The organism is Dyadobacter sp. CY343 (genome assembly GCF_021390335.1).
In the GTDB taxonomy this organism is placed as follows: Bacteria; Bacteroidota; Bacteroidia; order Cytophagales; family Spirosomataceae; genus Dyadobacter.
Genome location: NZ_JAJUXK010000003.1, coordinates 613,292 through 639,378 on the forward strand (window position 1 = coordinate 613,292; position 26,087 = coordinate 639,378).

Consider the following 26,087-nt stretch of genomic DNA (forward strand, 5'->3'; position numbering starts at 1 on the left):
CTGAATTTGTCCCGTACCGCCTCCCGCACGCAAGCTGTCAAGCACTACTTTTGTATTATCAGCAAGAAATAACTGAAATAAAGTAATATGAAGACGTTTTACGCTGTTCTGGTTAATTCTCTCGCCGCTTCCCTGACCAATACTTTCGTGTGGTTCGCGGTTACTTTCTGGGTTTATCTCGAAACAAAATCTGTCATCGCCACTTCGGTGATGGCGGGCGTTTACCTGGCAACGGTTGCTTTCTCAGGATTTTTTTTGGGCTCTGTGGTTGATCGCTACAAGAAAAAAACATCGATGATGCTGTCCGGCGTTTTGACATTGATCCTGTATGTGCTGGCCATGATCATTTATGCCAGCACACCCGACGAGGTTTTTAAAAGTGACACCAGCGTTAATTTATGGGCGTTTATTATCCTGACACTTTTTGGCGCGATCACCGGCAATATCCGCTCCATCGCATTGTCGACGGTAGTAACGATCCTGATTCCGGAAGACGGGCGCGACAAAGCGAACGGGATGGTAGGTACGGCAAACGGCGTTTCATTTCTGGTCGCTTCCATTTTCAGCGGACTTGTGATCGGCTTTCTAGGAATTTTCTGGATGCTGGCCATCGCAATCGGATTGACAATACTTGTAATCCTGCATTTGCTTACCATCCATATTCACGAACCTGGGATCGTACATGCAGAACCTCATACGCAAAGTGTTGATATTAAAGGTACTATCCGTGTAGTCGGGCTTGTTCCAGGACTGTTTGGGCTGATATTTTTCAATACCTTCAACAACTTCCTCGGCGGCGTATTTATGTCGCTGATGGACGCTTACGGTCTGGCGCTGGTATCCGTGCAAACGTGGGGCATTCTCTGGGGGGTGCTTAGCCTCGGCTTTATTGTCGGCGGGCTGGTGGTTGCGAAAAAAGGTTTGGGTAAAAAGCCGCTAAAAACCCTTTTCCTGGCCAATATCGTCATGTGGGTTGTCACGATCATATTTCCTGTACAAGCTTCGATCGAGTTGCTGACTGTCGGAATGTTCGTTTATCTCTGTCTCATTCCAGTCGTGGAAGCGACCGAGCAGACGATACTCCAAAAAGTAATACCGCCGGAAAGGCAGGGTCGCGTTTTTGGTTTTGCGCAGAGTATTGAGCAAGCCGCCTCTCCGGTCACTGCATTCATGATCGGTCCGATTGCAAAATTTGTATTTATACCCTTTATGACAACTGGCGCCGGCGCAAAACTGATCGGGCCGTGGTTTGGAACCGGGCAGGACCGCGGGCTGGGACTTTTATTTATAGTAACAGGAATTATCGGGCTGATCGTCACGCTGTTTGCAATGCAGTCCGCCGCTTACCACGAACTTTCAAAAGTGTACGTAAAACCAGAGCCCGATGCCGAGAAAGTGGCGGTGCCGGGTTCCTGAAATGTATTTCATTTTATCAATAACTAAAAAACAGGATCATGTTTCAACCAACAAAAGCATTCGGCGGATTTTCGGTGAATAATCTGCAAGAGGCAAAGGTATTTTACGAAAACGTTCTTGGCTTGCAGGTGCAAGAATCAGAAATGGGCACGCTGGACATTGCAGCGCCGGGGGCTAATCATTTTATGATCTACGAAAAGCCAAACCATACTCCTGCAACTTATACGGTACTTAATTTCCTGGTTCCAGATATTGAAGCAGCGGTGGAAGATTTGAAGAGCAAGGGTGCGAAATTCGAAAGCTATGATTTTCCGGGGCTCAAAACGGACGCAGATAATATCTCCCGGGGAGAAGGGCCAGTCGTCGCGTGGTTTACGGACCCTGCCGGAAATATCCTTTCTGTCATTCAAGAGTCTTAATCCTGCGCTGAATTAAATGTAATTTGCCGCAAACCGACTTTTAAAAAAGCATGAAGATATTTCAAACCGAGATCCGCTTGCGGGAAAAGCGCCGGGGATTTCACCTGATCACCAATGAGATTCTTCACGCTTTTCCAGAGATCGCGCAGCTCAATACGGGTATTTGCCAGGTCTTTATCCAGCACACTTCCGCCTCGTTGACTATCAATGAAAACGCCGATCCGACCGTCAGAATTGATTTTGAGATGTATTTCAATAAATCTGTACCAGAAAATGACCCGGATTACGAACATGATTATGAGGGGTCGGATGATATGCCCGCCCATTTGAAAGCTGCGCTCCTTGGCAGCTCGGTGACGATCCCTATTCGTCGTGGTAAGCTGGCGCTCGGTACCTGGCAGGGAATATACCTTTGCGAGCACCGCGATTCCGGCGGATCGCGAAGTCTGGTAATTACTGCATGGGGTGAATAATATTTTTGCCAAAGCCGAAAAGTCGCTTTTTGCGGCCAATTGTCACAATTACCCCCTTTTTATGTCGCAAAACACATCTTTAATTCAGGGTGTTTCCTGTTTAGTTTGTATTAATGATCAAAGCGATTTTCGGAAGTTCAAAATTGGATAATGCGATGGAAAATGGTACCAATGCGGCTGAGTTGTCATTACTAGACAGATTTGCAGGAAACTGGGATACAACCGGTACCTTAATTACAAAGTCAGGCACCGTAAATATTGCAGGAACAGATCGTTATGCGTGGCTCCCCGGCGGGCATTTTCTTATGCATACCGTGGATGTGATGATGGGCGAAGATCGCAAGCAGAGTGTTGAGATCATCGGATTTGATACGCTTTCAGGGACTTACCCAATGCATTTTTATGATGACGCAGGCGAATCCGGCGTCATGCACGGTGGTTTTGATGAAGATAATTGGTTAATAACTTCCTCCGAACTTCGGTTCAAAGGCGCTTTTAGCGATAACAACAACACTTTAACCGGCAGCTGGGAGCAGTATAGCGAAGGTAGCTGGCGGAAACTGATGGACATTCGACTGATCAGGGCCACACATTAACTTAACGAACTTGAATATGGTAGAAGTCTTCAAAACCAATGTATCAAAACGTCACCAGGCAAACCTCCTTGTGACGCTGATCGCCCGCTCTTTTCCCGACTATCGCGCCACGTTTGATCTGGAAGATTGCGACAGGATCATGCGGATCACATCGAAAGACTGCGTTATCTGCGCCACGAGTATGATCAGACTTATGCAGGATTTCGGTTATAGTGCTGAGGTGCTAAAAGACGAGGTATACTACCTGCCCTCCATCATGGAACTGGGTTTCCAGCCCTTCCAAACACACGAGGGCTAGCATTTTTCAACATATATATTACTCTTCAAAGCGCAATCCTAGGCGGACATTGCGCTTTTGTTGTATTTATTGCGGTACTCGATCGGCGACAAACCTGTGATTTTCTTGAATGTGCTGCGAAATGCTTTGGTATCTGTATAACCCACTTCGTACATCAGTTCGGTCACATTTTTGCGCGTTACCTCAAAGCTCTTTTTCACCGCTTCAATTTTCACGCGCTGAATATATTCCATCACAGAGTTGGAAGTCGCTTTTTTAAACCGCCTCTCAAAACTCCTGCGTCCGATCGCAAACATTTCAGAAAGCTGGTCAACCGTTATCTTCTCCTGAAAGCTCTTTTCAATGAATTCCTGCGCTTTTCTGATCACCTCATCCTCGTGTTCTTTCTGGCCGGTAAACATCATAAATGACGATTGCGTATTGCGGTCGATCTCGATCATGAAAAATTTAGTTGTGTAGATCGCCATTTCACGGTCAATGTATTTCTCGATCAGATAAACCAGCAGATTCCAGAATGTATTTGCTCCGCCGCTTGTGTAAACGCGGTTTTCGTCGGTGATCACGCGATTGTCCATCAGATTTACATCCGGGAACATCCTTCTGAAATCCGGCGCCGACATCCAGTGCGTCGTACAACTCCGGCCGGCAAGCAAACCGGTTGCTGCCAGCAGAAATGCACCCACGCACAAGCTGGCCACTTCCGCTCCCTGCTTGTGCTGAGCGGCTATCCAGGGGAAAAACTCCTGGTTCAATTCAATCACACTTTCCCGATCGCCATTCACGGCGGGAATAACGATCAGGTCAGTCTGGCTAAGGCTTTTAATAGTTGCCTCCGGGCTTACTGAAAATACCCCGCCGTATTTTTGCACATCATTATTAATGCCCACCGTTTGCACGAGAAAAGCAGGCTCCCTGCCCATTGCGGTCAGGAAATCATTTACAAAAGAGAAAAATTTAAACGGACCTTCGATCGTTCCGAGCGCAACGTCGCCTCTTGGAACAAGTACAGATATGTGCTTCATATTTCAAATTTTAGAAAAAAAACCTGTCGCGTTCAACCCTAAATTTGACAGTTTCACCCCCCTTTTATTCCTATTAATTCGTCTAAGTTTGCAATATAACTTATAACAAACGCAATTTATATGGAAACCAAGCTCATTGAAAAATCAATATTGATTCAGGCACCTGCTGCAAAAATCTGGGAAGTGATCACGGAAGACCGGCTCAACCGAATTTGGCTGGCCGAGTTTGGTGCGGGCAATATCGCCGATACGGACTGGCGGGAAGGCAGTAAGGCAATTTTTACAGATGGGTCCAAAAGCGGGCTGGTAGGTATGATCGAGGTAAGCCGCCCGTTTGAACAAATCACAATTGAATATACGGGAATCGTTACCGACGGCGAGGAAGATAACGATAGCGAGATAGCCAAAGAAATGATTGGTTACCAGGAGACTTACATCCTGAAAGAAGAAGAAGGTGGTGTGAGAATGCGTATCACCTGTTCGATGGGTGTGGACTACTACGACGATATGGCGGCAGCCTGGGAGAAGGCTTTGGAGAAAATAAAGGAACTGGCTGAAAATTAATGCATTAACCGCGCGTATTATGAACAATCAACAACTTGCAGCTGAGCTGGAAAAAGCGACGGCCGATTATTTGTCTGTACTTGCCTCGTTCGCGCCCGATCAGGTGAACGATGTTCCATTTACCGGCAGCTGGACGGCAGGGCAGGTGACCGAGCATTTGTTAAAGTCTGAAAGAGGCCTGCCGGGTGTTCTGATGGGCAAAACCGCTCCTACTTCGCGTTCGCCGCAGCAGATGGTGCCGGTGATAGAAGATATTTTCCTGGATTTTTCCACCAAACTACAAGCACCTGAGTTCAATATCCCATCGAACGGTCCGCACAATCTGGAAGAAATTACGAGAGATTTTGAAACTGAAAGGGCTGCCATTAAGGCGATTGCAATTTCGGAAGATTTATCAGTTACCTGTATGGAATTTCCTTTTCCACAAGTTGGCGAACTGACGCGGTACGAGTGGATTTACTTCGTGATTTGTCATTCCAAAAGGCACGAGCACCAGCTACGTAACATTCTTGAAAAAGTAACGGAAAAAGTTGCAGGCTAGAAGATCAAAAGATTAATATCTTGCAGATTCTTACGAAAAGAATCCAGACAATGATCCAAAAATTGACTTTTAGTTTACTAATGCTCGTAGCTGCGACGGCAGTTCATGCACAATCAATTCCCAACAAAATAGCCCCGTTCCAGATCCGGCTTACCAACGGTCAGCAATATACTTCGAGCCAGCTCGCGAAAGGCCCGACCGTACTGATCTATTTTTCACCGGACTGCGACCATTGCCAGGATTTCACAAAAGACCTGATCAAAAACTACACTGTCGTGGCCAACAAGCAGGTCGTAATGGTCACTTTCCAGGCGATGGATATGCTTAAACCGTTTGTGAAACAGTACAATCTGACGAATTATCCGAATTTCAAAGTCGGCACGGAAGGTACCTCCTATCTCGTGCAGCGCTACTACCAGATCCGTTCATTCCCATATATTGCCATTTATGATAAATCGGGCAACCTGGTGAAAACGTACGAAGGCGAGCAGCCGCATTCAGAGATATTCAAAACTTTGAAACAAACTTTATAAGCCGAAAAACGCAGCGAACGGGTATTATCCGTTCGCTGCGAATAACGCCTCATAATGCGCCGAGGGTGCAAGAATGCCACCGCTTTCCGCATAAAAAGAAGCGTCGGTCAGGTATACTCCCTTATTGGTTCGCGTCCAGCTGCTATTTGCTTTCGGGTGGTAGCTCATCAATCTCTCCCAATTTTTATAATATTGATGCCCGTTGGTTTCCTGCAAACCGACCGTCATTCCCGGAAACGGCTGCAACCGGGCAGCAACATTCTTGTTCCAGTCTACCAATATCGGACTTACAGTGAGGTCTGCGCAAAAGCAGGGCACCTTCTTTTCATAAGCCAGCTGGGTAATTTTCATGGTCATACTCAGTGTTTTAGCGATCGCTTTCACGGCGATTGCAGTATAGCCGAGTTCGATCCTTTTCGCTGCATCTTCCACGGTATGCGCACTTTCGTCGGCCGCCACGCGCACGCCCATATCACCCACAAAAGCCTCGTTGCTCTCTTCGAAAGGCTCTTCGATCACCGCGATCTGGTCGAATGCGCCTATCTTTTTCGCATGGTCGAGAAATTTGAGCAGCGTTTCTTTCTTTTCATACCTGCCATTTGCGTCGAAATAGTAAGGTATCTTCCCGTTCTTGGTATAAGGTGTTTCAAAATGCCCGACTGCCTTGTGAACAGCGGTAAGGAATGCAATATCCTTTTCGATCATTTCCTGCTGGGTTCCGGCGGCTCCTGTTTTTAATTTCATGATAAAATAACCCTCTCCCGCAGCCTGCTTGATTCTTTCTGCGGTGGTACCTACGCTAAACGACGGGATACTCGCCACCTTCTCATGTCTGTATGACAGGCCAGGCTTGTAGGCGTCCGGCACTAATTCGTCAAATTGCTTCAAACCGTTTTCCTGCGCGTACAGCAGCCACGCGGCGTTATCGACGCTAACCAATGCATTCAAAGCGAAGGTTTTACGGAGGTCTGGATTGCCGGTGATTTTCTTGCCGTATTCCAAAACCTCCGGTAAGATATCATCCAGTAAACTGACAGGGTCGGTGAAGGTGGTGCCTCTCAGCATTTGCAGTGCTCTCTCGCTCATCGCATACATTAATGCATTGCCAGCACTTTCGGAATGCCCGGCGAAAACTTTGGAATCTGACCACAAAACTCCCTGCGTCCCCAGCCCGACTTTGCGAATACCCGACTCCGATTCCAGCATGGAAATCGCCTGCCAGCTGTCGGTGATCGCGCTTCCTTTGAACCTGTAAGGATTCAGAGGCTCCCTTTCAAAATTGGAATCCACGCGCGTGATCTTGATCTTCTTCATTTTTTGTGATTGCGAAGGCATTGAGTGAATGGAACCCGGCACCGCACCGGCCACCGCCAGCGCAGCCGAACTTTTCACAAAGTCGCGCCGGTTTAGTAACTGTTTATCGTTTTCGAGCATTATTAAGCTGGCTGATTTCTAAAACAAAAGACGATTTCAGTGCATTGTTACCCTCGTGCGTGAAATCACAAGCGTTCGCAAAGCCCGTGACGAACGCCTGCCTCATGGTCAAATCTATCTGCAATGATCCTGAAAAACTGATCATCACCACGTTCATAATGCCGGAAAATCGCATACGCAACCAGATCAGCGAGTTGTATAAGTCGCGACGCTTTGGAATTAAGAAATAACGGAACTTCTGAGAGATTGCGCAGCAAGCCCCACCGATGTCCTAATGTCCGGAAGTTCGTAGTCAAGCCCTGTAATGCAGTCTCATAGGTTGATTTGTCAAAAATGATTATACCTCTCTGCGGGTCTGCATTCTTGTGTAAGCGGGCCAAGTAATGGTCAAATCTGCTTGATACCTGCTCGAACGCAACCTCTACCGGGTCGAAGGGGCTTACTTTGGCCTTGTTTACCACGCATGCGAAAATACGATTAGATGGATGTGATTTAGCCAATGCATGCAGAGCATCCTCAATTGCCTTAATACGTTCGGCTTTGGAAAAGGGCTGCCAGATTCCGCGGCCGCCCATCATTGGGCTGCCATGTAACTCAACATCTGGTATTTCGGCGGGGTCAAACCTCTCCGCGATCCTGTCTAGTTCATTAGAAAGCCAGAATACCTGCCTTTCGAAGAGCGATATTCCACTGAGTACGAAATGATTTTGATTGGGATCGGGCGCGCTTCCGGATTCGTCGCAGTATAGCAGGTGCATAAAAAAACAGTTAAGGAGAAACCATGTTCTCGCGGTCCATCGGGCAGGACCTCTCAACTGCATAGGCAATGTATCTAATTAGGAATTCACTTCCAAAAATATATTTCCACCGGCGTCGCGAACCTTATTCATCTCTGTCAGTTGGTCGATTTCCCAGATTACTAAAAGCGCAGGCCGGAGCAAATTTCCGGTTCTCTTTCATCTGCGGATATCCTGCATCTATCCCGCTTATTTTAGCCTTTATCATAATTTATACTCCGCCCAGTAAATTGTGTCGCATTTTTATGCTGTTAAAAACAATATCATGAAAATGACGAAATTTCTCCTAGCATTTGCCATTCTACTGGCTACACTTCAATCACCAGCTTTTGCACAATTTCCCGTCGGGGGCGCAGCGGCGCCGAAAGCACTTCCGGGCACGGCCGGAGATCAGACCCCAAAAGGATCAGCCAAAATCAGCGGCTCTGTTGCGGATTCCACTTCTTCGCAACCTATTGAATTTGTGAGCATTGCGCTTTACAACAAAACGACCAACCAGGCTGTGGACGGAACCGTCGCAGACGAAAAGGGTAAGTTTAGCCTGACCAAAATTATGGAAGGTGAATACAAGATCCTGGTTTCATTTATCGGATATGGCGAAAAAACGATCAGCAATATCAAGCTTACCAAAGGTCAGGAGTTGGATCTGGGTACCATTAAACTGAGTTCAACTACGAAAACGCTGAATGAAGTTACAGTTACAGGACAAGCCGCATTGATCGAGGAAAAGGTGGACAGGCTGGTTTATAATGCAGAAAAAGACATTACTGCGAAAGGCGGCGACGCGACTGATATTTTACGTAAAGTACCTTTGTTGACGGTCGACCTGGATGGAAACGTTTCACTTCGCGGAAGTCAGAATATCCGGGTATTGATCAACAACAAACCGAGTACGATCATCGCGAATAGCGTGGCGGATGCATTGAAGCAGATTCCCGCAGATCAGATCAAGAGCGTGGAGGTAATCACCAGTCCATCAGCAAAATACGATGCAGAAGGATCAGGAGGTATCATCAATATCATCACCAAAAAGAACAGTTTGCAGGGACTCAACCTGAATGTGGACGCGGGTGTAGGTAACAGGGGCTCGATGCTTTCGCTGAATGGCGGCTACCGCAAGGGAAAGGCTGGATTTACGATCGGCGGATTTGGTCGCGGAATGTATAACACGATCACAAAAACCTCTTTAGAGCAAACCAGTACCGTTGAAAATGTGTCGACCGTTACCCGCCAGACCGGCGACGGAAGCAGCCGCGGTTTGTTCGGGAACTATAATCTGGGCTTTGATTATGATATTGCTAAAAACCAGAGCCTGACAGCGGGTGTTAAATATGGTGTCCGGAATTTCAGTAACCAGCAGGACCTGATGACGCGGCTGTCGAAAACGGGATCAAGTGACATTACTACGAGCCGCGACGTGGATGCGAGGAATTTGTCGGGAACCGTCGACGTGAACCTGGACTACCTGCACACATTCAAACCGCAGCAGGAATGGAGCGTTTCGACACTTTACAGCCGGAACGACCTGACCAATGATTTCGACGCAAACATTCTAAACGGAAACAGCGAACTGACTTCCCGCCAGCGGAATTTGAACAAGAACCTGAACCAGGAGTTTACTTTTCAGAGCGATTATCAGACCCCTATTAAAAAGAACCAATTGCTCGAATTTGGCGCAAAAGGCATTTTCCGCGAGGTAAACAGTGATTATAGCTTCCTGGTTGCAGAGGCAGTCGGCGACTTCCGTCCTGAAACTGATCAGCCGGCAGGTGAGTTAACGTACCACCAGAACATTGCGGCCGGATATACTTCCTATACTTATACAACGAAAAGTCGCTATACATTTAAAGGAGGTGCCCGTTATGAGCATACATTTATAGATGCGAGTACGAATGAAGGTTCGGTTGGTGTGGGAAATTACGGCGTGCTTGTTCCGAGCTTTAATGCATCCAAAACCTTTAAGGGAACTACGGTGAAACTTGCCTACAACCGCAGGATCCAGCGGCCGGGCTTGCAGCAGCTGAACCCCAACTTCAACTCGGCCAACCCGCAGAATATCACGATCGGTAACCCCGAGCTGCGCCCTGAACTGACGAACAATTTTGAGGTAGGTTTGTCCAAAAACATCAAAAAAACGTTTGTGAATGCTACTTTCTTTGGCCGGGTAACTAATAATGCAATCTCGCAGGTCCGGGCACCTTCCGATACCCTCGCCGGCGCGATCGTCACTACGTACGAGAACATAGGCAAGCAGCACGCTTACGGTACAAACATTTTTGCCAATATTGCAGCTACTTCCAAGATCAACTTCGGGGTATTCCTGAATGCATTTTATACTAAACTGGCCGGACAAACCCTCGGACAGGACAGAAAGACAATCGAACTGACCAATACCGGGTTTAATGTGAGCGGGGGTGTTTTTTCTCAGGCTACTTTCAAAAACGGCTGGGGAGCACAGGCTTTCGGTTTCATGCAGGGTAACCAGGTACAATTGCAGGGAATGCAGGGCGGTTTCGGATTTTACACTGTGGGTGTGAAAAAAGAGTTTAACAATAAGAAAGGAAGTGTAGGTCTTGCGGCTGAAAACTTCCTGAGCAAACGTTTCAAAATGCACACAGAGCTGAATTCGATTCAATTCAATCAGGTAAGTGACATATATATGTACAACCGCGGCGTGCGCCTGACTTTCACCTACAAGATCGGCAAAATGACGATGGATGCGCCGAAACGAAAAGCCAAGTCGGTGAACAACGACGATGTGAAGAGTGATGGAAGTGGCGGCGGACAATCAGGCGGCGGCGCACCGGCAGGCGGAGGCGGTACTCCGAGGTAACCTATATTCGAACTTTTTCACCTAATTAACCAACTATAAAGCTTCAATATGAAAACGAACAAACTAATACTGGCTTTTGCCGCAACGCTGATCTCGGCAGGAACCTTCGCCCAGACTGTCGATGAGATCGTAGACAAGCACGTCGCTGCCCTTGGTGGACTTGACAAAATCAAGTCGATCAATACATTGGTAGTAGAGCGTTCCCTGGCAGTTCAGGGCATGGAAATCCCGAATAAGACCATCCTGGTTGTTGGGAAATCTTTCCGGAACGAATCTACGGTAATGGGCAATTCGATGGTACAAGTGGTCGACGATTCCAAAGGCTGGATGATCCGGCCGACTATGATGGGCGGCACCGGCGAACCTGAGGATATGCCGGCAGATGTTGTGAAACAGCAACTTAGCTCACTGGATCCTTTCGGAGGATTGGTTAATTACAAAGAAAAAGGCAACAAGGTTGAGTTGGTAGGAAAAGAGCAGATTGATAAAAAGGATGTTTTCCATTTAAAAATGACCACCGCAGAAGGACAGACTATGGACGAATACGTTGACGCAAATACGTACCTGATCACCAAGATCAAAACTTCGATGAATGGTCAGGAAGGAGAAATCGATCTTTCCGATTATAAGGAAGTAGATGGTGTTAAATTTCCAAATACCATGGACGTTTCGAATGCACAAATGGGCACGATGTCATTCATCACCAACAAAATAGCTGTGAACCCGCCGGTAGATCAGGCGATATTCAAAAAGCCCGTGAAGTAGTCCGGGCTGCTGCATTGAAAAGCGTTGTCTCGGCAGCGCTTTTTTTGTGTTTAGGGTAGTAAATAATTTGTATACTTGCGAAAATATTGACTAATTATTACGTAGTTTATGAAGAAATACTACGTAGCTTCTGCTTTTAGTAAAGCTACTCTGATTCTCTTCCGGCTTGCCTTTTTTTCTAGCAGATGAAGCATATTTTACTTGTTGAAGACCATGCGATAGTGAGGTTGGCTACGAAGTACCTGGTCACCGACTTGTTGCAGCCTGTGGTAGTGCATGAAGCCGCCTCGTTCCGTGAGGCGATGATCCAGGCAGGAGCCCACCCGATCGACCTCGTTTTACTGGATATCAGTATTCCCGATGGGGAGGGTTTTAATATGATGCCTAAACTGCGGGATGCGAATCCTAAGCTCCTGATCCTCGTATTTTCGAGCCTCGAAGAGCAGATATATGCGCTGCACTATATTAAATCAGGCGCAAACGGGTTTCTTTCCAAGAGCTCGTCGCAAAACGAGATCAAAAAAGCGATTCTTTCCATGCTGGACACCGGCCACTACCTGAGCGCCGCAGTACAGCAGCAACTGCTCAAAAACACCCTGGAAAGCAAAACAATCAGCGAAAATCCCCTTGAAAACCTTTCCCAGCGGGAACTGGAAGTAATGGATATGCTCATTGAGGGATATTGGACCAAGGAAATCGCGATCTATCTCGGCCTTACTGAAAGCTCTGTGAGCACCTATAAGGCAAGGATCTTTGAAAAACTGCAAGTAAGTACGCTGATCGAGATGTTCAAGAAAGTACAGTATTATAAAGGCGAGCACGCGGATTAGTGATTTAATTAAATTTTTTCCTGAAAAGCTTCCACTATTACGAAACATTCGTAGATTTACGAAAACATCGTAACAATGGAAAAGTTAACCCAGCAAGAAGAAGACGCAATGCAGGCAATCTGGAAATCCGGAGAAGGCAGCATTAAGTCTTTCATGGCAGTAATGAGCGAGCCACTTCCACCCTACACCACCGTGGCCTCTACGGTAAAAAACCTCGAAAAGAAAGGATTCGTAGCCAGCCGGCTGATCGGAAATGCATACCTGTACGCACCGGCTATCAGCGAAGAAGCTTATAAACAGAAGTTTATGGGAAATGTGGTGAAAGACTATTTCGAAAATTCATATAAAGAACTGGTCAGCTTTTTCGTACAAAAGAACAAGATTTCGGCTGACGAGCTTAAAGAAATCATCGGATTGATTGAGGGTAAAAAATAACGCATCTAACGTTTTCCGCCATGTCTCCCGTACTCGACTATCTCATCAAACTATCTGTCAGTCTGGCATTTACCAGCCTGTTCTACCAGCTGTTCCTCCGTCGCCTGACGTTTTATAACTGGAACCGGCTGTATTTGCTCAAATTTTCGGCGCTCAGTTTTCTGGTACCGTTTATTGATATCAATCACACAATTGAAACGATCTCACATGCAGATAGCACCGCTATGTTCAGCGCAGTGCCCACTATCTCGCAGATCCATCCGCAGGTTACTGTCAGTCAGGCGAGTACACCTCAGGCGCAGTTCGGGATGGAAAGCTGGATACTGGCTGTGCTGGCAATCGGTTCGGGGATAATGCTGTTGAGAATGCTGTTTCACTGGTACTCGTTCCGCAGGATCGTGCGCAAGGCGGAGCTGGTTTCGGAGGATGATATTAAGATTTACCACGTGAAGCGGAATATCAGCCCGTTTTCATTTGGCCGCTCGATTTTCTATAACCCGGAAATGCATGGGGAAGATGAATTGAAGGACATTATTTTACATGAGTATATCCATGTCCGGCAGCGGCATACGCTCGATGTGATCTGGGCGGAAATCCTCTGCGTGCTCAACTGGTACAATCCGTTTGCCTGGATGATCCGCCACGCGATCCGTCAGAACCTGGAATATATTGCCGATGATCAGGTGCTGCAAAATGAGGTAGACCCGCGCGATTATCAGTATTTGTTGTTAAAAGTTGCCGGCGTTCCTGAGTTCCGGATCGCCAACCGCTTCAACTTCTCGTCGCTGAAAGAACGAATTATCATGATGAATAAAAAGCGGACGCCCAGATTTTTCCTGGTCAGTTTCTTGTTCGCAATGCCACTGCTGGTCGTGTTACTGCTGTTTTTCAGGAATGATATTGCGAAGGAAAAGGAACAGGATCCCTTCCTTATGTTTTGGGAAAACGGCGGACCTCAGATCTATCAGAAGAATATTTACATTGCAGGCCTGTTATTGGAACAAAAAACCGGTAAGCCGCTCGCTAATGTGCCGCTCAACATTTCCTTTGAAGATGAAATAGTCAAGACAATCAGAACAGACGCGGACGGTTATTATTATGAATCACTTCCCGTACGAAAACCGACGGGCAAAATAGATCATAAAAAGCACATTTATCCAAGTTACAACTATTCGCTTAGCTATGACGGCGACGATTATAACCCTTTTATCCGTACGGAAACACCCGTTTTTGACAGCCTGTTTTTTGGTGGATTTGGTGTGACTTTTCAGAAACCCAATGCGAAAGATGCGTTGGGGAAAACGGATATGTATGGTGTAGATAAACGTGAATTTTTCATTAATTATGAAGGTTCTGATAATGATGAAAAAGCTGCTGTAAAAGAATATCTGCTCACCCATTTACCGCCACTTTTAGCCGAGCATAAACTCAAAATGGATTTTCTGGCGCAGGTAAGATTTCCAAAAAATGTGATTAACAAATTCAAAAACGGGTATTTCGACCGTAAAAAGGAGCTGATGGGGTACGAGGGAGAAACGAAACTGCTCCTGGACGGGAAGCCGGCTACACATCAGGAAATCAATGATGCGTTTGCTAATTATCCATACGAGCTCAGCGAGGATAAGGTGCGAAAAAACTGGGCAAGGCTCGGCGTTTGCAAAGAAATTTCTTACCTCACTTTCGACCTGTACAAGTCGCCTCCGCCGGCTGCGATACTTTCTGGAAATGTAGAATGGGTTGACATTTCCGAATTTGATCTTGCAAAGCTGACTGAGACCCCTTATTTCCTTGACGGGTTCCGACAAACTTCCGCCGCCGGCAGTAATCTGATGCCTGCAAAAAAAGATATTCTTAGGGTTGCACTGTTCAAAGGTCGGCTCGCCCGCTATTACGATCCCAAATGTGAGAAGATCTGGTGGGTGGAGACCCGCCCCGAGAATGAAGTATTCGAGCGGCCCGACCTGGCACTTGTAAGATGATATTGCCAAACTGGCTCCCGATGCGACAATTGATCATATCAGGAGCCAGCTACTAACCTAGTCCGGGCAATTTCAAGCCCGAACCGCGGAGCGCCTCCATCATCTTCTCCTGAATCTCCATTTTTGTATCAATGAATCCGTGCGCATCGAGCCACACATTTACCATTACTTTGTAGCCGTCGGCCTCGATCGATGAGATACCAATGCGCCTTTCGGGGATTTTAAGGGCATTTTGGGCACCATCGAGCACATTTTCAATCGTACTTTTAACAGTCTGATAGTCGATACTGTTACTGAATTTCATCTCCACATCAAGCCTTCTCGTACCAGATCGGCTGATATTGATAATCACTTCATTAGACAACTTACTGTTCGGGATCACGACTGTGCGGTTGTCAAATGTCTGCACGATCGTATAAAAAATCTTGATCGCGGTCACAGTGCCTTCCTGTCCCTGCGCGAGGATATTATCGCCTACTTCAAATGGTTTCAATAGCAATATCAGGATCCCACTTGTAAAATTCTGTAAAGTCCCCGACAGCGCCAGGCCCGCAGCTACACCGATCGCCCCGATGATCGCCGCAAAAACGGTCATCTGTATACCGATGATCTGCATGACCGAAATGATCAGCAGCACGCGTAAAGTTGTGATACTCAGGCTAAGCAGAAATGGTGTGAGCGACGGGTCAATTTTCCTTTTATATAAATGATTGGTAAGCCAGCGGGACAGTATTCTGATGAGCCAGAACCCGACAATGAGCACACCGATACCCAGCAAAAACGATGGTCCGGTCCTGAGAAGCCAGGCGTAAACCTGGTTATAGAATTGCTGCAGTTTCATTATTTTAAATGGGGTATTGATTGGAAAATATCCGACAGCCCGAAAAATCCGTTCCAGTCGGGCCGCGCAGGTCGGGCTGCGCATAGCTTAAGTATTTATGCTAAAATCAATATACCTGCGCGCAGCAAGTGGCTTTACTTATGCGAATGGCATATTTTTTGAAATGCAGTACAAACTGCACCGACATGATCGGGCACAAACCTTTCCTGAAAACGAACTTTACTTCAAACCAAAATTAAAATGGAACCCGAAAACTATAAGAATAGAAAAATTGGAAAATACATTGTTTATGTTTTGCTGATTGGTGCAGCAGCAGGTATTGCCTGGCATTTTTTAAAACCCAAACCGGTTGACACTGCTTCGCACGATAATATGGCTTTGTTTATCGAGAACAAGATCATTGATATTGACCAAAAGCTGAACAAAGGCGAAGATGAAACGGATATTGCAACCCGGCTTTCCTGGCACAAATCGAATACCGCACTATACAACGAGGTAAAAAATAGTCCAGATAAAACGATTGAAGCGCAGCGTAAAGAGCTGGAACAAAAGATCGTAAAAGTGCAGACCAAAGAATTTCCGGCTTTACGAGGCGCTTATGTAGAGTCTAAAAAAGAAGTATTAGGACAGGAACATATCGACATTTCGCTTTCCGGTGAGAAACAGGATGTACTCACTTTCAGCGGCCAGATGTTTGAACCTAAAAAAATGCAGAAGGATTTTATGAAGAATATTCACGAAATCGTATATGATCTTCGATTTAAAAAGATCGTTTACAAATGGTCAGATAACCAGAAAGATTTTGCGGATTACGAAATTGATTCGAAGCAGGACGCGGAAATTTAAAGATATTGAATTGACAAAGTCGGCACGCGCTAACCAGCGGTGCCGACTTTTTTTTCCGCAGGAGGATCTCCAAATTCAGTTTTATATATTTTGATAAAAAGTAATAAAAGGCTGATCATCAGCGGTCCGAAAATAAATCCCCAGAAACCAAACAACCTGAGGCCGACTATTAATCCAAGGATCGTGGTGACCGGATGCACATTACCTACCTTCTTAAGTAAAGTAACCCTGGCGAGATAATCAATATTACCTACCGCAACCAAACAATAAATAGCCAAACCGATCGCCTTGCCGCTATCGCCTTTTGAAAACATAAATATCACGATCGGCAACCAGATCACCGCAGTTCCCACTACCGGAAAGAAGGCGAAAAAGCCGGTAATTAATCCCAGTAATATAAAATCCTTCACTCCAAAAATCCAGTAACCTATCACAGCAACAAGTCCCTGGATCAGCGAAACCAGCGGAATACCAATTGCATTTGCACGCACCATACTTACCGTTTCGTCGGCCAGAAGATCTATATTCCGGGAATTAAGCGGGATTAACCGGTGCAATACCCGCTCAATCGTCTGTCCGTTCAGAAACATAAAATAAGCCAGGAAAAGGATCATCAATAAATTCCCCAACATCATAGCCGAGCTATTAAGGACACCGGGAATGAAGCCTCCTGCTTTTTTACCAATATTGGATGTAGCCTCTTTGGTAAGCAAATCCTGACCGGTCCATTCTCTTAATTGTTTTGAAACCGCGTCGATTGCGTGATTGATCTGGTCCGGATCTTTCAGGATCATTTCGACCTTTGAAAAGATCATTTGCAGTGAAACATATATGGGCGCTACAATACATGCCATGAACAATACCATGAATAACAGCGCGGTCAGGCTTTTATTCCAGTTCTTTTTCTGGGTGAGTATGACGTAATATTTCCGGCAAAGAATGTAAAGTGTCAGTGCACCAAGAAAGCCGGGGAAGAAAACATAGAGCTGATGAAAAATAGTTATAGCAAAAGCAATTACTACAATCAGGAAGAATACTTGTCGGAGGCGAAAATTGAAATCTGTTTGCATAGACGGTAAATTATCAGATGAATTGCAGCTAACGCCTCACCCTATACCCACTGCCATTCGATTTACAAATATTATTCGAAAAATAACAAGAACGCAGGAAATGTAACTGAGAAGTTAGCGACCATTGATGGCTCACAAAACTTCTCAGCTATCCTCGTTTTTAATTAATTCCACCCTTTTTACAGCAGCATATCGAAATGAATTGGTAGTTGATTAATGCGTTTGCCGGTCGCATTAAAAATCGCATTGGTAATCGCCGGGGGCATTCCCACGATACCGATCTCCCCTACTCCTTTGGTTCCCAGCTCATTCACTACCGTATCTTTTTCGTCCACAAAAATTACGTCCAGCTCGTGAATATCCGCGTGAACGGGAATATGATATTCAGACAAATTCTGGTTCATATACTTCCCCAATCCATCATCCTGGATCGTTTCTTCGCGCAAAGCTTTACTAATACCCCAGATCATGCCGCCGAGAATCTGGCTGCGGGCCGTTTTCGGATTGATGATTTTGCCCGCCGCGACAGCAGTCACAGCCCTAGTCACGTTAATGACTCCCAGCTCTTCGTCCACTTCTACCTCCACAAATACAGCGCTGTGCGCCGCCCGGGAGTACTTTTTCAACTTCAGTATAGACGGAACTGAAAACTTCGAAAGCTTGACCGGCTTGTTGTCATTAGCGACTATAATTTCCTGGAATGAAACCGATCGGGAGCGATTGTTTGTAATGAAAATTCTTCCGCCTTCAAAGCTTACATCTCTCAGATCCGTGCCGTCGAATACGCCGCCTTTCATCTTTTTAGCAATGGAAAACAATTTCTTGCGCATTGCCGCGCCCACTGCCTTTACCGCAGAGCCTACCGTAGAAACAGTAAATGAACCTCCCTGAATAGGCGCAAAAGGCTTTTTACTATCTCCATAAGCAAACTCTACATCCTCCACAGGCAACCCAAGCTCGTCGGCGGCGATCTGCGTCATGACGGTCAAAGTACCCGTTCCAATATCGGTTACGGCGCTATTGATCTTCAATTTCCCGTCGCCTGTCAGGATCGCCTCGGCTTTGGCCGGCAGCTGATTCGCCTCCCAGATCCCAGTGGCCATACCATAACCCACCAGCTTGTTTCCGCGCCGCATGCTGCGCGGCTCGGGATTACGCTTGTCCCAGCCAAACTTTTCCGCACCCTGTAAATAGCATTCACGCAGCTCTTTACTACTGTAAGGGCGGTTCAGGCTCACATCAATTTCAGTATAATTGGTTAAGCGAAGCTGTAAAGGATCAATTTTGGATTTATGGGCCAGCTCGTCGATCGTACTTTCTATGGCGTGCATTCCTGTGACACCGCCCGGTGCACGCATATCAAGTGGACTGTAAACGTCCAGTTCCACAAGCTTATATTGCATCAAAGTATTGGCAGCCGGGTATAACATGTGCGACCAGTTTACCACTACCTCGGTGTAATCCTCAAACCGCGAGGTTTCTCCTATTGCCAGGTGATTCAATGCTGTTATAATACCATTGTTATCCGCACTGAAACGCGTGCGCTGAACGGTAGGCGGCCGGTGTCCGAAGGTAAACATCTGGTGACGGTCCAGCGTCACAAGTACTGATCGTTCCAATTTCAATGCCGCCATAACTGACAGAAACAGCTGATATTGTGGCCGCAGCGCCGAGCCAAAAGCGCCGCCAACGTACGGAGAAATCACGCGCACGTTCTTGAATTTTAAGCCAAATATATTAGCCACATACATTTGACTATTGATAGTCCCCTGCGTTTTGTCATAAATCGTGAGCTTTCCTTTTCCTTCGTAAACGGTAGTTGTTGCGAAGAGTTCGAGCGGGTTGTGGTGCTCGGTTCCGTGAAAAAACTCTGCACTTACCTGGTTAGGTGATGCATTGAATGCTTTCTCAAAATTACCTTTCGGCTTCGGCGGAAGCGGTTTCAGCATAGTCGCCATACCTATTTTCGGCGAGCGGGCAAGATGCTGCTGGCTGCGCAGATCGGTATCAAATGCTTCTTCTTCGTATTCAATATCCATCAGCGTGGCCGCATAACGTGCCAGCTCAAACGTTTCAGCCACGACCAGCCCGATCGGCTGTCCGTTATACAGAATATCGGCGTCCTGCAATGGTCGGAAGGGCGAACCCGGAGGAGCGTCCATATCGGCATATTGCAAATCGAACCAGGCAAGCGACGGGCGGTTTTCGTGGGTAAAAACTTCCAGCACGCCCGGCAGCGCTTTTGCGCGGGAGGTATCAAAACTGATGATCTTTCCCTTGGTGATCGTGCTATTGATCACATAACCGTAAAGCAACCCCGGCACACTGTAATCGCCTGCATATCTGGCCGTACCAGTCACTTTCAAATGACCTTCCAGCCGGCTGACCGGCTGGCCTATTTGTGATTTATATGGTTCCATAATGTTGATGAAGTGTTAAACAGAAGGCTGTGCACCAGGCAATTGCGATTCGGGGTTGAGTGCCATCATACAGTTACGAACGATCGCTCTTTTCGCCAGTTCTATTTTAAAAGCATTGTGCGGAAAGCCTACTGCACCTCTTAATATAATCTCGGCTGCCTGACCGAAATGAACCGAGTCAGCAGTTTTGCCTGCAAGGAATTCCTCAGCCTCCCGCACGCGCCAGGGCTTGTGCGCAACGCCACCCAATGCAATGCGCGCCTCCCGGATCACATTACCGTCCAATTCAAGCCCGGTGGCAACAGATACAAGTGCGAAAGCGTAGGAATTGCGATCACGCAATTTGAGATAAGAATAATTCTTTGAAAAACCGTTCGCAGGGAGCTCGATGCCGGTGATGATCTCGCCCGGCAGCAATGTATTGTCAATCTCAGGCGTATCTCCGGGCAACCGGTGGAAATCGGCAAATGGAATACTTCGGCTACCAGTTGGGCCTTCCACGTGTACGGTGGCATCCAAAGCCGCCAACCCTACGCACATATCCGAAGGAAAAACTGCAATGCAACTCTCGCTTGTACCCAAAATGGCCATAATCCGGTTGTACCCCGGTATTGCTGAACAACCCGAACCAGGCTCGCGTTTGTTGCACGGCACATTGGCATCGTAGAAATAATAGCAGCGCGTACGTTGCAGCAAATTCCCTCCATTCGTCGCCATATTGCGGATTTGTGCAGAAGCCCCGGCAAGTATTGCTTTCGAGAGCAGCGGGTAACGCTCTTCCACGCTCGGATGCCAGGCGGTGTCTGCATTGGTGACAAAAGCGCCGAGCAGAAGCCCGCCCTCCGGCGTTTCGTAAATTTCGTGGTGACCGTCGACTCTGTTTAAGTCAACAAGCGTATCCGGGCGCGTGAGATCATATTTCATCAAATCGACCAAATTTGTCCCGCCGGCCAGGTAGCTGCTGTTGCCGCCTGAGCTATTTTGAGCAAGTGCATCCTCGATACTCTCCGCTCTTTTGTAGGTGAAGTTATTCATGGACCGACTGGTTTTGAACTTCCATGATCGCGTCAATGATATTGGTGTTGGCCCCGCAACGACAGAGGTTGCCGCTCATCAGCTCTTTCACCTCGGCCCGTGTTTTGGCCTTTCCCTCCTTCATCATACCAATCGCGCTGCATATCTGACCGGGTGTACAATACCCGCATTGAAATGCATCGTGTTCGATAAATGCTTTTTGGAGTGGGTGAAGATCGCCTTCCGGGGCAATTCCTTCGATGGTAGTAATTTCAGATCCATCTTTGGAAATTGCCAGGCTCAGGCAGCTCAGTACACGTTTTCCGTCACAGATCACGGTACAGGCGCCGCATTGTCCGTGGTCGCAGCCTTTTTTCGTGCCGGTTAGCCCGGAATAATCGCGCAGTGCGTCCAGGAGGCTCACCCAAGGTAGCAGGTTGAGTTGAAGAGGAGTTCCGTTGACCACGAGGTTTACCGGTTGGCTCGCCTTTAAAGTAGTAGGTTCGGTTAATTCTGTTAGCATGGTGATGAAGTAAATTGATACTTGCGCATGCAGACATAAGAACTATGCCACTTTAACAAAAAAGGAGTTTCGTTTCCGAAACTCCTTTTGCTTATCCTTCTATCACATCTTTTTTGGGCTTCCGTCCCCGCGGCTTGCCGGTGTATTCCGGCTTCGGCTCGGAGCTTCCGAGTGCCAGTTCGTAGCCTACTACGCCTTCTTCGTAATTAAAAAGAGTGATCTCAAATGTGTATTTCGTTTTTTCAAAATCCACTCCGCCTTTTCTCAAAATTACGTCAAGTGGAATTGAGAATCCGCGGCCGCTTTTGGTCATTGCGAAAGTGCCTTCGGTGTCAGAACTTGGAATTAAATAAAGATATTTCAAGTTTCTCTTTCCTTCCTGGGTTCCAATTTTAAAACGGCTGGTGAGCGGCTCGATATCCAGCTCTTCCAGCGTTTTTGGAGGCAGTACCAATTTACCTGTACCGGAAATATAGCCCGTAGGTTTGTTCTCCGCCTTTGCTTTTTTCGTTACCTGAACATTCTCTTCGGGAGAAAAGAACTTGATAGTGTTTGCTTTCATCTTCAAATTATGGGTTACTTTTTTGATTGTATAATTACAAAAATAGAAAGGATATCGTCTTATTAAAATCTTTCGCAGAATTTCTACAAAATGCGGTTGATAGATATACTTGTATATACTAATTAAATTAAAAATCTATTTAAATATGACATTCATTTACTGTACAACCGGGCTCATTTTTTTACCGGTATTAAATGTTATTTAATTCACGAACCTGACTGCAATATCAATTCAAGTTCGTCGAGAAAAGCTGCCTGTTTCTCATTGATTTTCTCCCTCGCTTCGTCAAGTGAGAACCAGCCTGCTTTATCTACTTCGGGAAAAACCTGCTTCCTCCCCGAGCGGGGCGGCCATTCTATTTCGAAAGTATTACTGACAATTTGCGAGTGATCAATATCTCCTTCAATCGCCCAGGCTTTTACTTCTTTTCCTCCTTTCTGCCTGATCGCTGTTAAGACCAAAAATTCACCGCTGACGTCACTGCCCGTTTCTTCCAGAAATTCCCGCCTTGCAGCCGCGAGCGCATCTTCACCCGCCGCATATTCCCCTTTCGGTATTGACCAGCTTCCCAAGTCCTTTTTAGCAAAGAACGGGCCTCCCGGATGAACCAGTAGCACTTCTGTTTCCGGCGTTTTCCGGTACATTAATATCCCTGCACTTTGACTCCCCATTTTATATCGCTTTTGTTGAACCAGATTTAATATTACTTGAAGTAAATTATTCAGGTTTATTATTTTTGAATAAATCTCCTACTCGGACCTAAACTTCATGAAACCGCAGTTTTTTTCCAAATACGAATGGTGGTACCACCTGGCAATGATGCCGGTCCTTTTTGCGGTAGGTAACTATTATTTTATTGGCCCCTCGTATTTTACGGATTTGAATTCATTTCTGATAGGAACGCTGATCGTTTCTATACTTTACTGGATTTCTATCATCACGCTCACGATCATAGTACGCTGGGTGATTGCACGTTACCCGCATTTTGATCAGACTGTCCGGCGCCTGTCCGTCATGCTCCTGATCGTCGGAAGTGTTACAATGACGCTGGCGGTTTTCGACGTTTGGATTTACAGTATCATGCCCGGAATTCAGGTTGCATTTGCCTGGGAAAATATCTGGCCAATTATGATTTTGGGAGGTTTCTTTGACGTTTTCCTGGTAGCAATGCTGGGGCTGTTTTATTCATTGGAACAATGGAAAAAGAACCAGGCGGAGAGTGAAAAGCTGGAAAGACTCGCATTGCAGCATCAGTTTGATTCACTTAAAGGGCAGGTAAATCCGCACTTTCTATTTAATAGCCTCAATACCCTTTCATCACTGATTGGCGAAGATCAGGACAAGGCTGAAAACTTTGTAGAAGATCTCGCAAAAATTTACCGATATACCTTGCAGGCTGCAAAAACGGAGCTCGTAACATTACAAGCAGAAATAGGATTTATGAGAACGTACCATCGCTTGCTGTCAGTAAGGTACGGCGAAAGTTTGCAATTGCAGCTACCGGAAAATGTGCCCGCCGAACTACATATTCCGCCGCTTTCCCTGCAAATTCTGATCGACAATTCGATTAAATACAATATAATGTCCGCATTAAAACCGCTCAAAATCAGTATCCATATCTCCCATCACCGGATTAGTATACAAAATAATATCCAGGCCAAAATACGCCCGATGGGCACCAGTCAGGGTGGACTAACCGAATTGAAAGCGAAATATGCGCCTGTCAGCGACCGGCAGATCAGTATCGAACAAGATGTCAACCACTATGCAGTTTCCCTTCCCTTACTTACTGCGCCTTACCGCGTGAATGCGTAAGTTGTGCGGATACAATTCATGCATTCAAAATGACAATTGGCGCAGCGCGTATCTATGTATTGTTTTACTTTCTCCTATTTTTGAAATACGTACAAGTTAGTTTTCCCCGAACCGGAACCCGGCCAGGCAGCCATGAAAAAATCGCTTTTTGAAAAAATAACAGGAGCGTTGAGCTCGCCGAGCCGCTGGTCATTCGCGCTGACCATGCCGGTATTCCTGCTGTTTTTCAATTATCTGATGATTGGCCGGGCTGTATTCGCCGACTGGAAAACATTTGCCGCCGCTACGCTCCTGAACCTCGCGCTCTTGTCCGTGACTTTTTCGATCCAGCAAAAAGTACATGCACGCATCGCAGCCCGATATTCCGGTCTGGAACATACCGTTCGGCGGATCTTCATTTTGATCTGTGGCCACGCGGTTCTCTCTGCTATCTTTCTTTCACTTATTGCCGCACTTTACATTCAATACCAACTCTTTGGTTCTACGCTCAAAATCAGTACGATTTTGCTGGTGTACTTTTTTAATCTGGGCGCGATCATCCTGGTAATCGGTATTCAGGAATCCTTTTATGCATTCAGCCGCTGGAAACAGCAGGAGATAAATAAAGAGCGGTTGATGAAAGAAAATGTTAACGGACAGCTGGAAAGTTTGAAGGCGCAGATCAGTCCGCATTTTTTATTCAATACATTAAATTCGCTGTCGACACTAATTGCCGAAGATCCTGAAAAAGCCGAACAATTTGTGGACGAAATGGCGCGGGTTTACCGGTATCTGCTGCAAACAAACCACGCTTCGCTCGACGAGGAAGCATTCGGGCAACTTACTACATTGCAGCGCGAGCTTTCCTTTATAGAATCCTACGGGCATTTGCTCAAAACGCGTTATGGCGAAGGAATGAAGCTATATATTCATGTAGAGCCGGATCATCTGAGCTACCGAATTCCGCCTATGACCTTGCAGCTGCTGGTTGAGAATGCGGTGAAGCATAATGTGATCCGTGCGAGTAAGCCGCTGACCATATTCATCCTCAGCACGCAGGAGGGCCAGCTGATGGTCCGAAATAATTTGCAGAAAAAGACCTTCACAGCCGGCACCGAAAACCTCGAATCGACCCGCGTTGGACTGACCAATATCATTACCAAATACAAACTCTTGAACACATACAAACCCGGTCTGTCCGAGCCGGAGATAGAAAGCAACCACGAATTTTTTACAGTAACCTTGCCATTAATATCCTAAAATCCATCAATGAACGCATTAATCGTAGAAGACGAAGATCTATCCGTGAGAAGACTGAGAAAGTTGCTGACCGAAACTGCGCCGCAGCTTTCCATAACCGGTGTGACGGATAGCATTCAGGAAACAGTGGAGTGGCTTCAAAATAACCGAAAAGCAAACAACCCCGACCCGGATCTGATCTTTTTAGATATAGAATTATCTGATGGTCAAAGCTTTGAGATTTTTAACCAAACCGACGTGACCAGTACGATCATTTTCACGACTTCTTACGACGAATATGCTTTGCAGGCATTCAGGCTCAATAGTATCGACTATCTGCTCAAACCCGTGCACCGGGAAGATCTGCTACGGAGTCTTCAAAAATTTGAGAGATTGAAGGCACAGCCGGAGGTCGATCCGCTTGCAGGTATTAAAAAGTTGCTGGAAGATTTCCGACAGACGACGGCTGTGGAATACAGGCAGCGGTTTTTGGTCAAACAAGGACAGAAAATGCTATCGATCGAAGTGGGCGAAATCGCGTATTTCTTCACCGACGACCGGTACACCTTTTTCATGACCGACACCAATCAGAAATTACTGGTTGACTACACCCTCGACGAGTTGGCCGAGGCGCTCGACCCGGCCCGGTTTTTCAGAATTAACCGGAGTATGATGGTGAGCCACAGGGCAGTTGACAAAATAGATCCATATTTCGGCAACCGGCTTGCGCTCACATTGCGGCCGGCACACAACAAAGAAGCGTTAGTGAGCAGGGAGAAAGTGGGCGATTTTAAGTACTGGATGGGGAAATAGGATCGTGTCATTTTTTATCAAAATATTGCT

The 26,087-nt window shown here is 46.5% G+C and carries 27 protein-coding genes; 17 read left to right on the top strand and 10 right to left on the bottom strand.

Annotated elements, in window-relative coordinates:
• Positions 1-87: 87 nt before the first annotated feature.
• From LZG94_RS10860 to LZG94_RS10880, 5 genes are all read left to right on the top strand, one after another.
• A complete protein-coding gene (locus LZG94_RS10860; protein ID WP_233791909.1) occupies positions 88-1,416 on the top strand; it encodes an MFS transporter in 1,329 nt (442 codons plus the stop codon).
• Positions 1,417-1,454: 38 nt separating this feature from the next.
• A complete protein-coding gene (locus LZG94_RS10865; protein WP_233791910.1) occupies positions 1,455-1,835 on the top strand; it encodes a VOC family protein in 381 nt (126 codons plus the stop codon).
• 50 nt (positions 1,836-1,885) lie between these two features.
• Positions 1,886-2,308: a secondary thiamine-phosphate synthase enzyme YjbQ gene (locus tag LZG94_RS10870; RefSeq protein ID WP_233791911.1), complete on the top strand. Its 423-nt coding sequence runs from the start codon at positions 1,886-1,888 to the stop codon at positions 2,306-2,308.
• A gap of 113 nt (positions 2,309-2,421) precedes the next feature.
• The gene (locus tag LZG94_RS10875; RefSeq protein ID WP_233791912.1) at positions 2,422-2,904 is read left to right on the top strand and encodes a DUF1579 family protein; all 483 of its coding nucleotides are present in this window, start codon (positions 2,422-2,424) and stop codon (positions 2,902-2,904) included.
• Between the two features lie 16 nt (positions 2,905-2,920).
• The gene (locus LZG94_RS10880; protein WP_233791913.1) at positions 2,921-3,202 is read left to right on the top strand and encodes a hypothetical protein; all 282 of its coding nucleotides are present in this window, start codon (positions 2,921-2,923) and stop codon (positions 3,200-3,202) included.
• 38 nt (positions 3,203-3,240) lie between these two features.
• Here LZG94_RS10880 and LZG94_RS10885 read toward each other — a convergent pair whose 3' ends face one another.
• Entirely contained in the window at positions 3,241-4,224 is a 984-nt protein-coding gene (locus LZG94_RS10885; protein ID WP_233791914.1) for a GlxA family transcriptional regulator, read from the bottom strand.
• Between the two features lie 120 nt (positions 4,225-4,344).
• Here LZG94_RS10885 and LZG94_RS10890 point away from each other — a divergent pair, with 120 nt between their 5' ends.
• Genes LZG94_RS10890 through LZG94_RS10900 form a run of 3 tightly spaced genes read left to right on the top strand, consistent with a single transcriptional unit; the run spans position 4,345 to position 5,862 of the window.
• Positions 4,345-4,788: an SRPBCC domain-containing protein gene (locus LZG94_RS10890; protein ID WP_233791915.1), complete on the top strand. Its 444-nt coding sequence runs from the start codon at positions 4,345-4,347 to the stop codon at positions 4,786-4,788.
• A gap of 19 nt (positions 4,789-4,807) precedes the next feature.
• Complete coding sequence (locus LZG94_RS10895; RefSeq protein ID WP_233791916.1) at positions 4,808-5,329, top strand: DinB family protein; 522 nt, start codon at positions 4,808-4,810, stop codon at positions 5,327-5,329.
• A gap of 50 nt (positions 5,330-5,379) precedes the next feature.
• Entirely contained in the window at positions 5,380-5,862 is a 483-nt protein-coding gene (locus LZG94_RS10900; protein ID WP_233791917.1) for a thioredoxin fold domain-containing protein, read from the top strand.
• Between the two features lie 24 nt (positions 5,863-5,886).
• Here LZG94_RS10900 and LZG94_RS10905 read toward each other — a convergent pair whose 3' ends face one another.
• Together LZG94_RS10905 and LZG94_RS10910 are read right to left on the bottom strand one after the other, a co-directional pair.
• Positions 5,887-7,296 (bottom strand): enolase C-terminal domain-like protein, encoded by a 1,410-nt coding sequence (locus tag LZG94_RS10905; protein WP_233791918.1) that lies wholly within the window; start codon positions 7,294-7,296, stop codon positions 5,887-5,889.
• Positions 7,297-7,361: 65 nt separating this feature from the next.
• Positions 7,362-8,054 carry a DUF3800 domain-containing protein gene (locus tag LZG94_RS10910; protein WP_233791919.1) on the bottom strand — a complete coding sequence of 231 codons (693 nt, stop codon included), beginning with the start codon at positions 8,052-8,054 and terminating at the stop codon, positions 7,362-7,364.
• Positions 8,055-8,358: 304 nt separating this feature from the next.
• On the opposite strand from LZG94_RS10910, the gene LZG94_RS10915 reads away from it, so the two are divergent.
• From LZG94_RS10915 to LZG94_RS10935, 5 genes are all read left to right on the top strand, one after another.
• On the top strand, positions 8,359-10,926 hold the full coding sequence (locus LZG94_RS10915; protein WP_233791920.1) for a TonB-dependent receptor domain-containing protein: 2,568 nt from the start codon (positions 8,359-8,361) through the stop codon (positions 10,924-10,926).
• Positions 10,927-10,974: 48 nt separating this feature from the next.
• Positions 10,975-11,691 (top strand): outer membrane lipoprotein-sorting protein, encoded by a 717-nt coding sequence (locus LZG94_RS10920; protein ID WP_215233426.1) that lies wholly within the window; start codon positions 10,975-10,977, stop codon positions 11,689-11,691.
• Between the two features lie 185 nt (positions 11,692-11,876).
• The gene (locus tag LZG94_RS10925; RefSeq protein WP_233791921.1) at positions 11,877-12,521 is read left to right on the top strand and encodes a response regulator transcription factor; all 645 of its coding nucleotides are present in this window, start codon (positions 11,877-11,879) and stop codon (positions 12,519-12,521) included.
• A gap of 75 nt (positions 12,522-12,596) precedes the next feature.
• Positions 12,597-12,956 carry a BlaI/MecI/CopY family transcriptional regulator gene (locus LZG94_RS10930; RefSeq protein WP_215233428.1) on the top strand — a complete coding sequence of 120 codons (360 nt, stop codon included), beginning with the start codon at positions 12,597-12,599 and terminating at the stop codon, positions 12,954-12,956.
• Positions 12,957-12,976: 20 nt separating this feature from the next.
• Complete coding sequence (locus tag LZG94_RS10935) at positions 12,977-14,935, top strand: M56 family metallopeptidase (protein WP_233791922.1); 1,959 nt, start codon at positions 12,977-12,979, stop codon at positions 14,933-14,935.
• 52 nt (positions 14,936-14,987) lie between these two features.
• Here the strand turns inward: LZG94_RS10935 and LZG94_RS10940 are convergent, their stop codons facing one another.
• Positions 14,988-15,776 carry a mechanosensitive ion channel family protein gene (locus LZG94_RS10940; RefSeq protein ID WP_215233430.1) on the bottom strand — a complete coding sequence of 263 codons (789 nt, stop codon included), beginning with the start codon at positions 15,774-15,776 and terminating at the stop codon, positions 14,988-14,990.
• A gap of 240 nt (positions 15,777-16,016) precedes the next feature.
• On the opposite strand from LZG94_RS10940, the gene LZG94_RS10945 reads away from it, so the two are divergent.
• Complete coding sequence (locus tag LZG94_RS10945; protein ID WP_233791923.1) at positions 16,017-16,622, top strand: hypothetical protein; 606 nt, start codon at positions 16,017-16,019, stop codon at positions 16,620-16,622.
• A gap of 29 nt (positions 16,623-16,651) precedes the next feature.
• Here LZG94_RS10945 and LZG94_RS10950 read toward each other — a convergent pair whose 3' ends face one another.
• The 6 genes from LZG94_RS10950 to LZG94_RS10975 all read right to left on the bottom strand — a co-directional run bounded on the left by LZG94_RS10950 (position 16,652) and on the right by LZG94_RS10975 (position 22,882).
• The gene (locus LZG94_RS10950) at positions 16,652-17,692 is read right to left on the bottom strand and encodes an AI-2E family transporter (RefSeq protein ID WP_215233432.1); all 1,041 of its coding nucleotides are present in this window, start codon (positions 17,690-17,692) and stop codon (positions 16,652-16,654) included.
• Between the two features lie 179 nt (positions 17,693-17,871).
• The gene (locus LZG94_RS10955; RefSeq protein WP_233791924.1) at positions 17,872-20,112 is read right to left on the bottom strand and encodes a xanthine dehydrogenase family protein molybdopterin-binding subunit; all 2,241 of its coding nucleotides are present in this window, start codon (positions 20,110-20,112) and stop codon (positions 17,872-17,874) included.
• A gap of 15 nt (positions 20,113-20,127) precedes the next feature.
• Positions 20,128-21,147, bottom strand: a complete 1,020-nt coding sequence (locus tag LZG94_RS10960; RefSeq protein ID WP_233791925.1) for a xanthine dehydrogenase family protein subunit M — start codon at positions 21,145-21,147, stop codon at positions 20,128-20,130.
• Complete coding sequence (locus LZG94_RS10965; protein WP_233791926.1) at positions 21,140-21,649, bottom strand: (2Fe-2S)-binding protein; 510 nt, start codon at positions 21,647-21,649, stop codon at positions 21,140-21,142. The genes LZG94_RS10960 and LZG94_RS10965 overlap by 8 nt, the downstream gene beginning before the upstream one ends.
• Positions 21,650-21,740: 91 nt before the next feature.
• A complete protein-coding gene (locus tag LZG94_RS10970) occupies positions 21,741-22,211 on the bottom strand; it encodes a hypothetical protein (RefSeq protein WP_215233436.1) in 471 nt (156 codons plus the stop codon).
• 206 nt (positions 22,212-22,417) lie between these two features.
• Positions 22,418-22,882, bottom strand: coding sequence for an NUDIX domain-containing protein (locus tag LZG94_RS10975; RefSeq protein ID WP_233791927.1), 465 nt, complete (start codon positions 22,880-22,882; stop codon positions 22,418-22,420).
• Positions 22,883-22,979: 97 nt separating this feature from the next.
• On the opposite strand from LZG94_RS10975, the gene LZG94_RS10980 reads away from it, so the two are divergent.
• From LZG94_RS10980 to LZG94_RS10990, 3 genes are all read left to right on the top strand, one after another.
• The gene (locus LZG94_RS10980; protein WP_233791928.1) at positions 22,980-24,026 is read left to right on the top strand and encodes a sensor histidine kinase; all 1,047 of its coding nucleotides are present in this window, start codon (positions 22,980-22,982) and stop codon (positions 24,024-24,026) included.
• A 132-nt stretch (positions 24,027-24,158) separates the two neighbouring features.
• Positions 24,159-25,265, top strand: a complete 1,107-nt coding sequence (locus LZG94_RS10985; protein ID WP_233791929.1) for a sensor histidine kinase — start codon at positions 24,159-24,161, stop codon at positions 25,263-25,265.
• 9 nt (positions 25,266-25,274) lie between these two features.
• Positions 25,275-26,057, top strand: coding sequence for a LytTR family DNA-binding domain-containing protein (locus tag LZG94_RS10990; protein ID WP_233791930.1), 783 nt, complete (start codon positions 25,275-25,277; stop codon positions 26,055-26,057).
• The last annotated feature ends 30 nt before the right edge of the window (positions 26,058-26,087 follow it).

Excerpts from the sequence above, each read along its gene's own strand:
- LZG94_RS10960 (WP_233791925.1), bottom strand. The coding sequence starts at position 21,147 with ATGAATAACTTCACCTACAAAAGAGCGGAGAGTATCGAGGATGCACTT.
- LZG94_RS10910 (WP_233791919.1), bottom strand. The coding sequence starts at position 8,054 with ATGCACCTGCTATACTGCGACGAATCCGGAAGCGCGCCCGATCCCAAT.
- LZG94_RS10970 (WP_215233436.1), bottom strand. The coding sequence starts at position 22,211 with ATGAAAGCAAACACTATCAAGTTCTTTTCTCCCGAAGAGAATGTTCAG.
- LZG94_RS10915 (WP_233791920.1), top strand. The coding sequence starts at position 8,359 with ATGAAAATGACGAAATTTCTCCTAGCATTTGCCATTCTACTGGCTACA.
- LZG94_RS10875 (WP_233791912.1), top strand. The coding sequence starts at position 2,422 with ATGATCAAAGCGATTTTCGGAAGTTCAAAATTGGATAATGCGATGGAA.
- LZG94_RS10895 (WP_233791916.1), top strand. The coding sequence starts at position 4,808 with ATGAACAATCAACAACTTGCAGCTGAGCTGGAAAAAGCGACGGCCGAT.
- LZG94_RS10865 (WP_233791910.1), top strand. The coding sequence starts at position 1,455 with ATGTTTCAACCAACAAAAGCATTCGGCGGATTTTCGGTGAATAATCTG.
- LZG94_RS10885 (WP_233791914.1), bottom strand. The coding sequence starts at position 4,224 with ATGAAGCACATATCTGTACTTGTTCCAAGAGGCGACGTTGCGCTCGGA.
- LZG94_RS10900 (WP_233791917.1), top strand. The coding sequence starts at position 5,380 with ATGATCCAAAAATTGACTTTTAGTTTACTAATGCTCGTAGCTGCGACG.
- LZG94_RS10985 (WP_233791929.1), top strand. The coding sequence starts at position 24,159 with ATGAAAAAATCGCTTTTTGAAAAAATAACAGGAGCGTTGAGCTCGCCG.
- LZG94_RS10880 (WP_233791913.1), top strand. The coding sequence starts at position 2,921 with ATGGTAGAAGTCTTCAAAACCAATGTATCAAAACGTCACCAGGCAAAC.
- LZG94_RS10905 (WP_233791918.1), bottom strand. The coding sequence starts at position 7,296 with ATGCTCGAAAACGATAAACAGTTACTAAACCGGCGCGACTTTGTGAAA.
- LZG94_RS10965 (WP_233791926.1), bottom strand. The coding sequence starts at position 21,649 with ATGCTAACAGAATTAACCGAACCTACTACTTTAAAGGCGAGCCAACCG.
- LZG94_RS10890 (WP_233791915.1), top strand. The coding sequence starts at position 4,345 with ATGGAAACCAAGCTCATTGAAAAATCAATATTGATTCAGGCACCTGCT.
- LZG94_RS10945 (WP_233791923.1), top strand. The coding sequence starts at position 16,017 with ATGGAACCCGAAAACTATAAGAATAGAAAAATTGGAAAATACATTGTT.
- LZG94_RS10925 (WP_233791921.1), top strand. The coding sequence starts at position 11,877 with ATGAAGCATATTTTACTTGTTGAAGACCATGCGATAGTGAGGTTGGCT.
- LZG94_RS10975 (WP_233791927.1), bottom strand. The coding sequence starts at position 22,882 with ATGGGGAGTCAAAGTGCAGGGATATTAATGTACCGGAAAACGCCGGAA.
- LZG94_RS10955 (WP_233791924.1), bottom strand. The coding sequence starts at position 20,112 with ATGGAACCATATAAATCACAAATAGGCCAGCCGGTCAGCCGGCTGGAA.
- LZG94_RS10950 (WP_215233432.1), bottom strand. The coding sequence starts at position 17,692 with ATGCAAACAGATTTCAATTTTCGCCTCCGACAAGTATTCTTCCTGATT.
- LZG94_RS10860 (WP_233791909.1), top strand. The coding sequence starts at position 88 with ATGAAGACGTTTTACGCTGTTCTGGTTAATTCTCTCGCCGCTTCCCTG.
- LZG94_RS10870 (WP_233791911.1), top strand. The coding sequence starts at position 1,886 with ATGAAGATATTTCAAACCGAGATCCGCTTGCGGGAAAAGCGCCGGGGA.
- LZG94_RS10935 (WP_233791922.1), top strand. The coding sequence starts at position 12,977 with ATGTCTCCCGTACTCGACTATCTCATCAAACTATCTGTCAGTCTGGCA.
- LZG94_RS10920 (WP_215233426.1), top strand. The coding sequence starts at position 10,975 with ATGAAAACGAACAAACTAATACTGGCTTTTGCCGCAACGCTGATCTCG.
- LZG94_RS10990 (WP_233791930.1), top strand. The coding sequence starts at position 25,275 with ATGAACGCATTAATCGTAGAAGACGAAGATCTATCCGTGAGAAGACTG.
- LZG94_RS10930 (WP_215233428.1), top strand. The coding sequence starts at position 12,597 with ATGGAAAAGTTAACCCAGCAAGAAGAAGACGCAATGCAGGCAATCTGG.
- LZG94_RS10980 (WP_233791928.1), top strand. The coding sequence starts at position 22,980 with ATGAAACCGCAGTTTTTTTCCAAATACGAATGGTGGTACCACCTGGCA.
- LZG94_RS10940 (WP_215233430.1), bottom strand. The coding sequence starts at position 15,776 with ATGAAACTGCAGCAATTCTATAACCAGGTTTACGCCTGGCTTCTCAGG.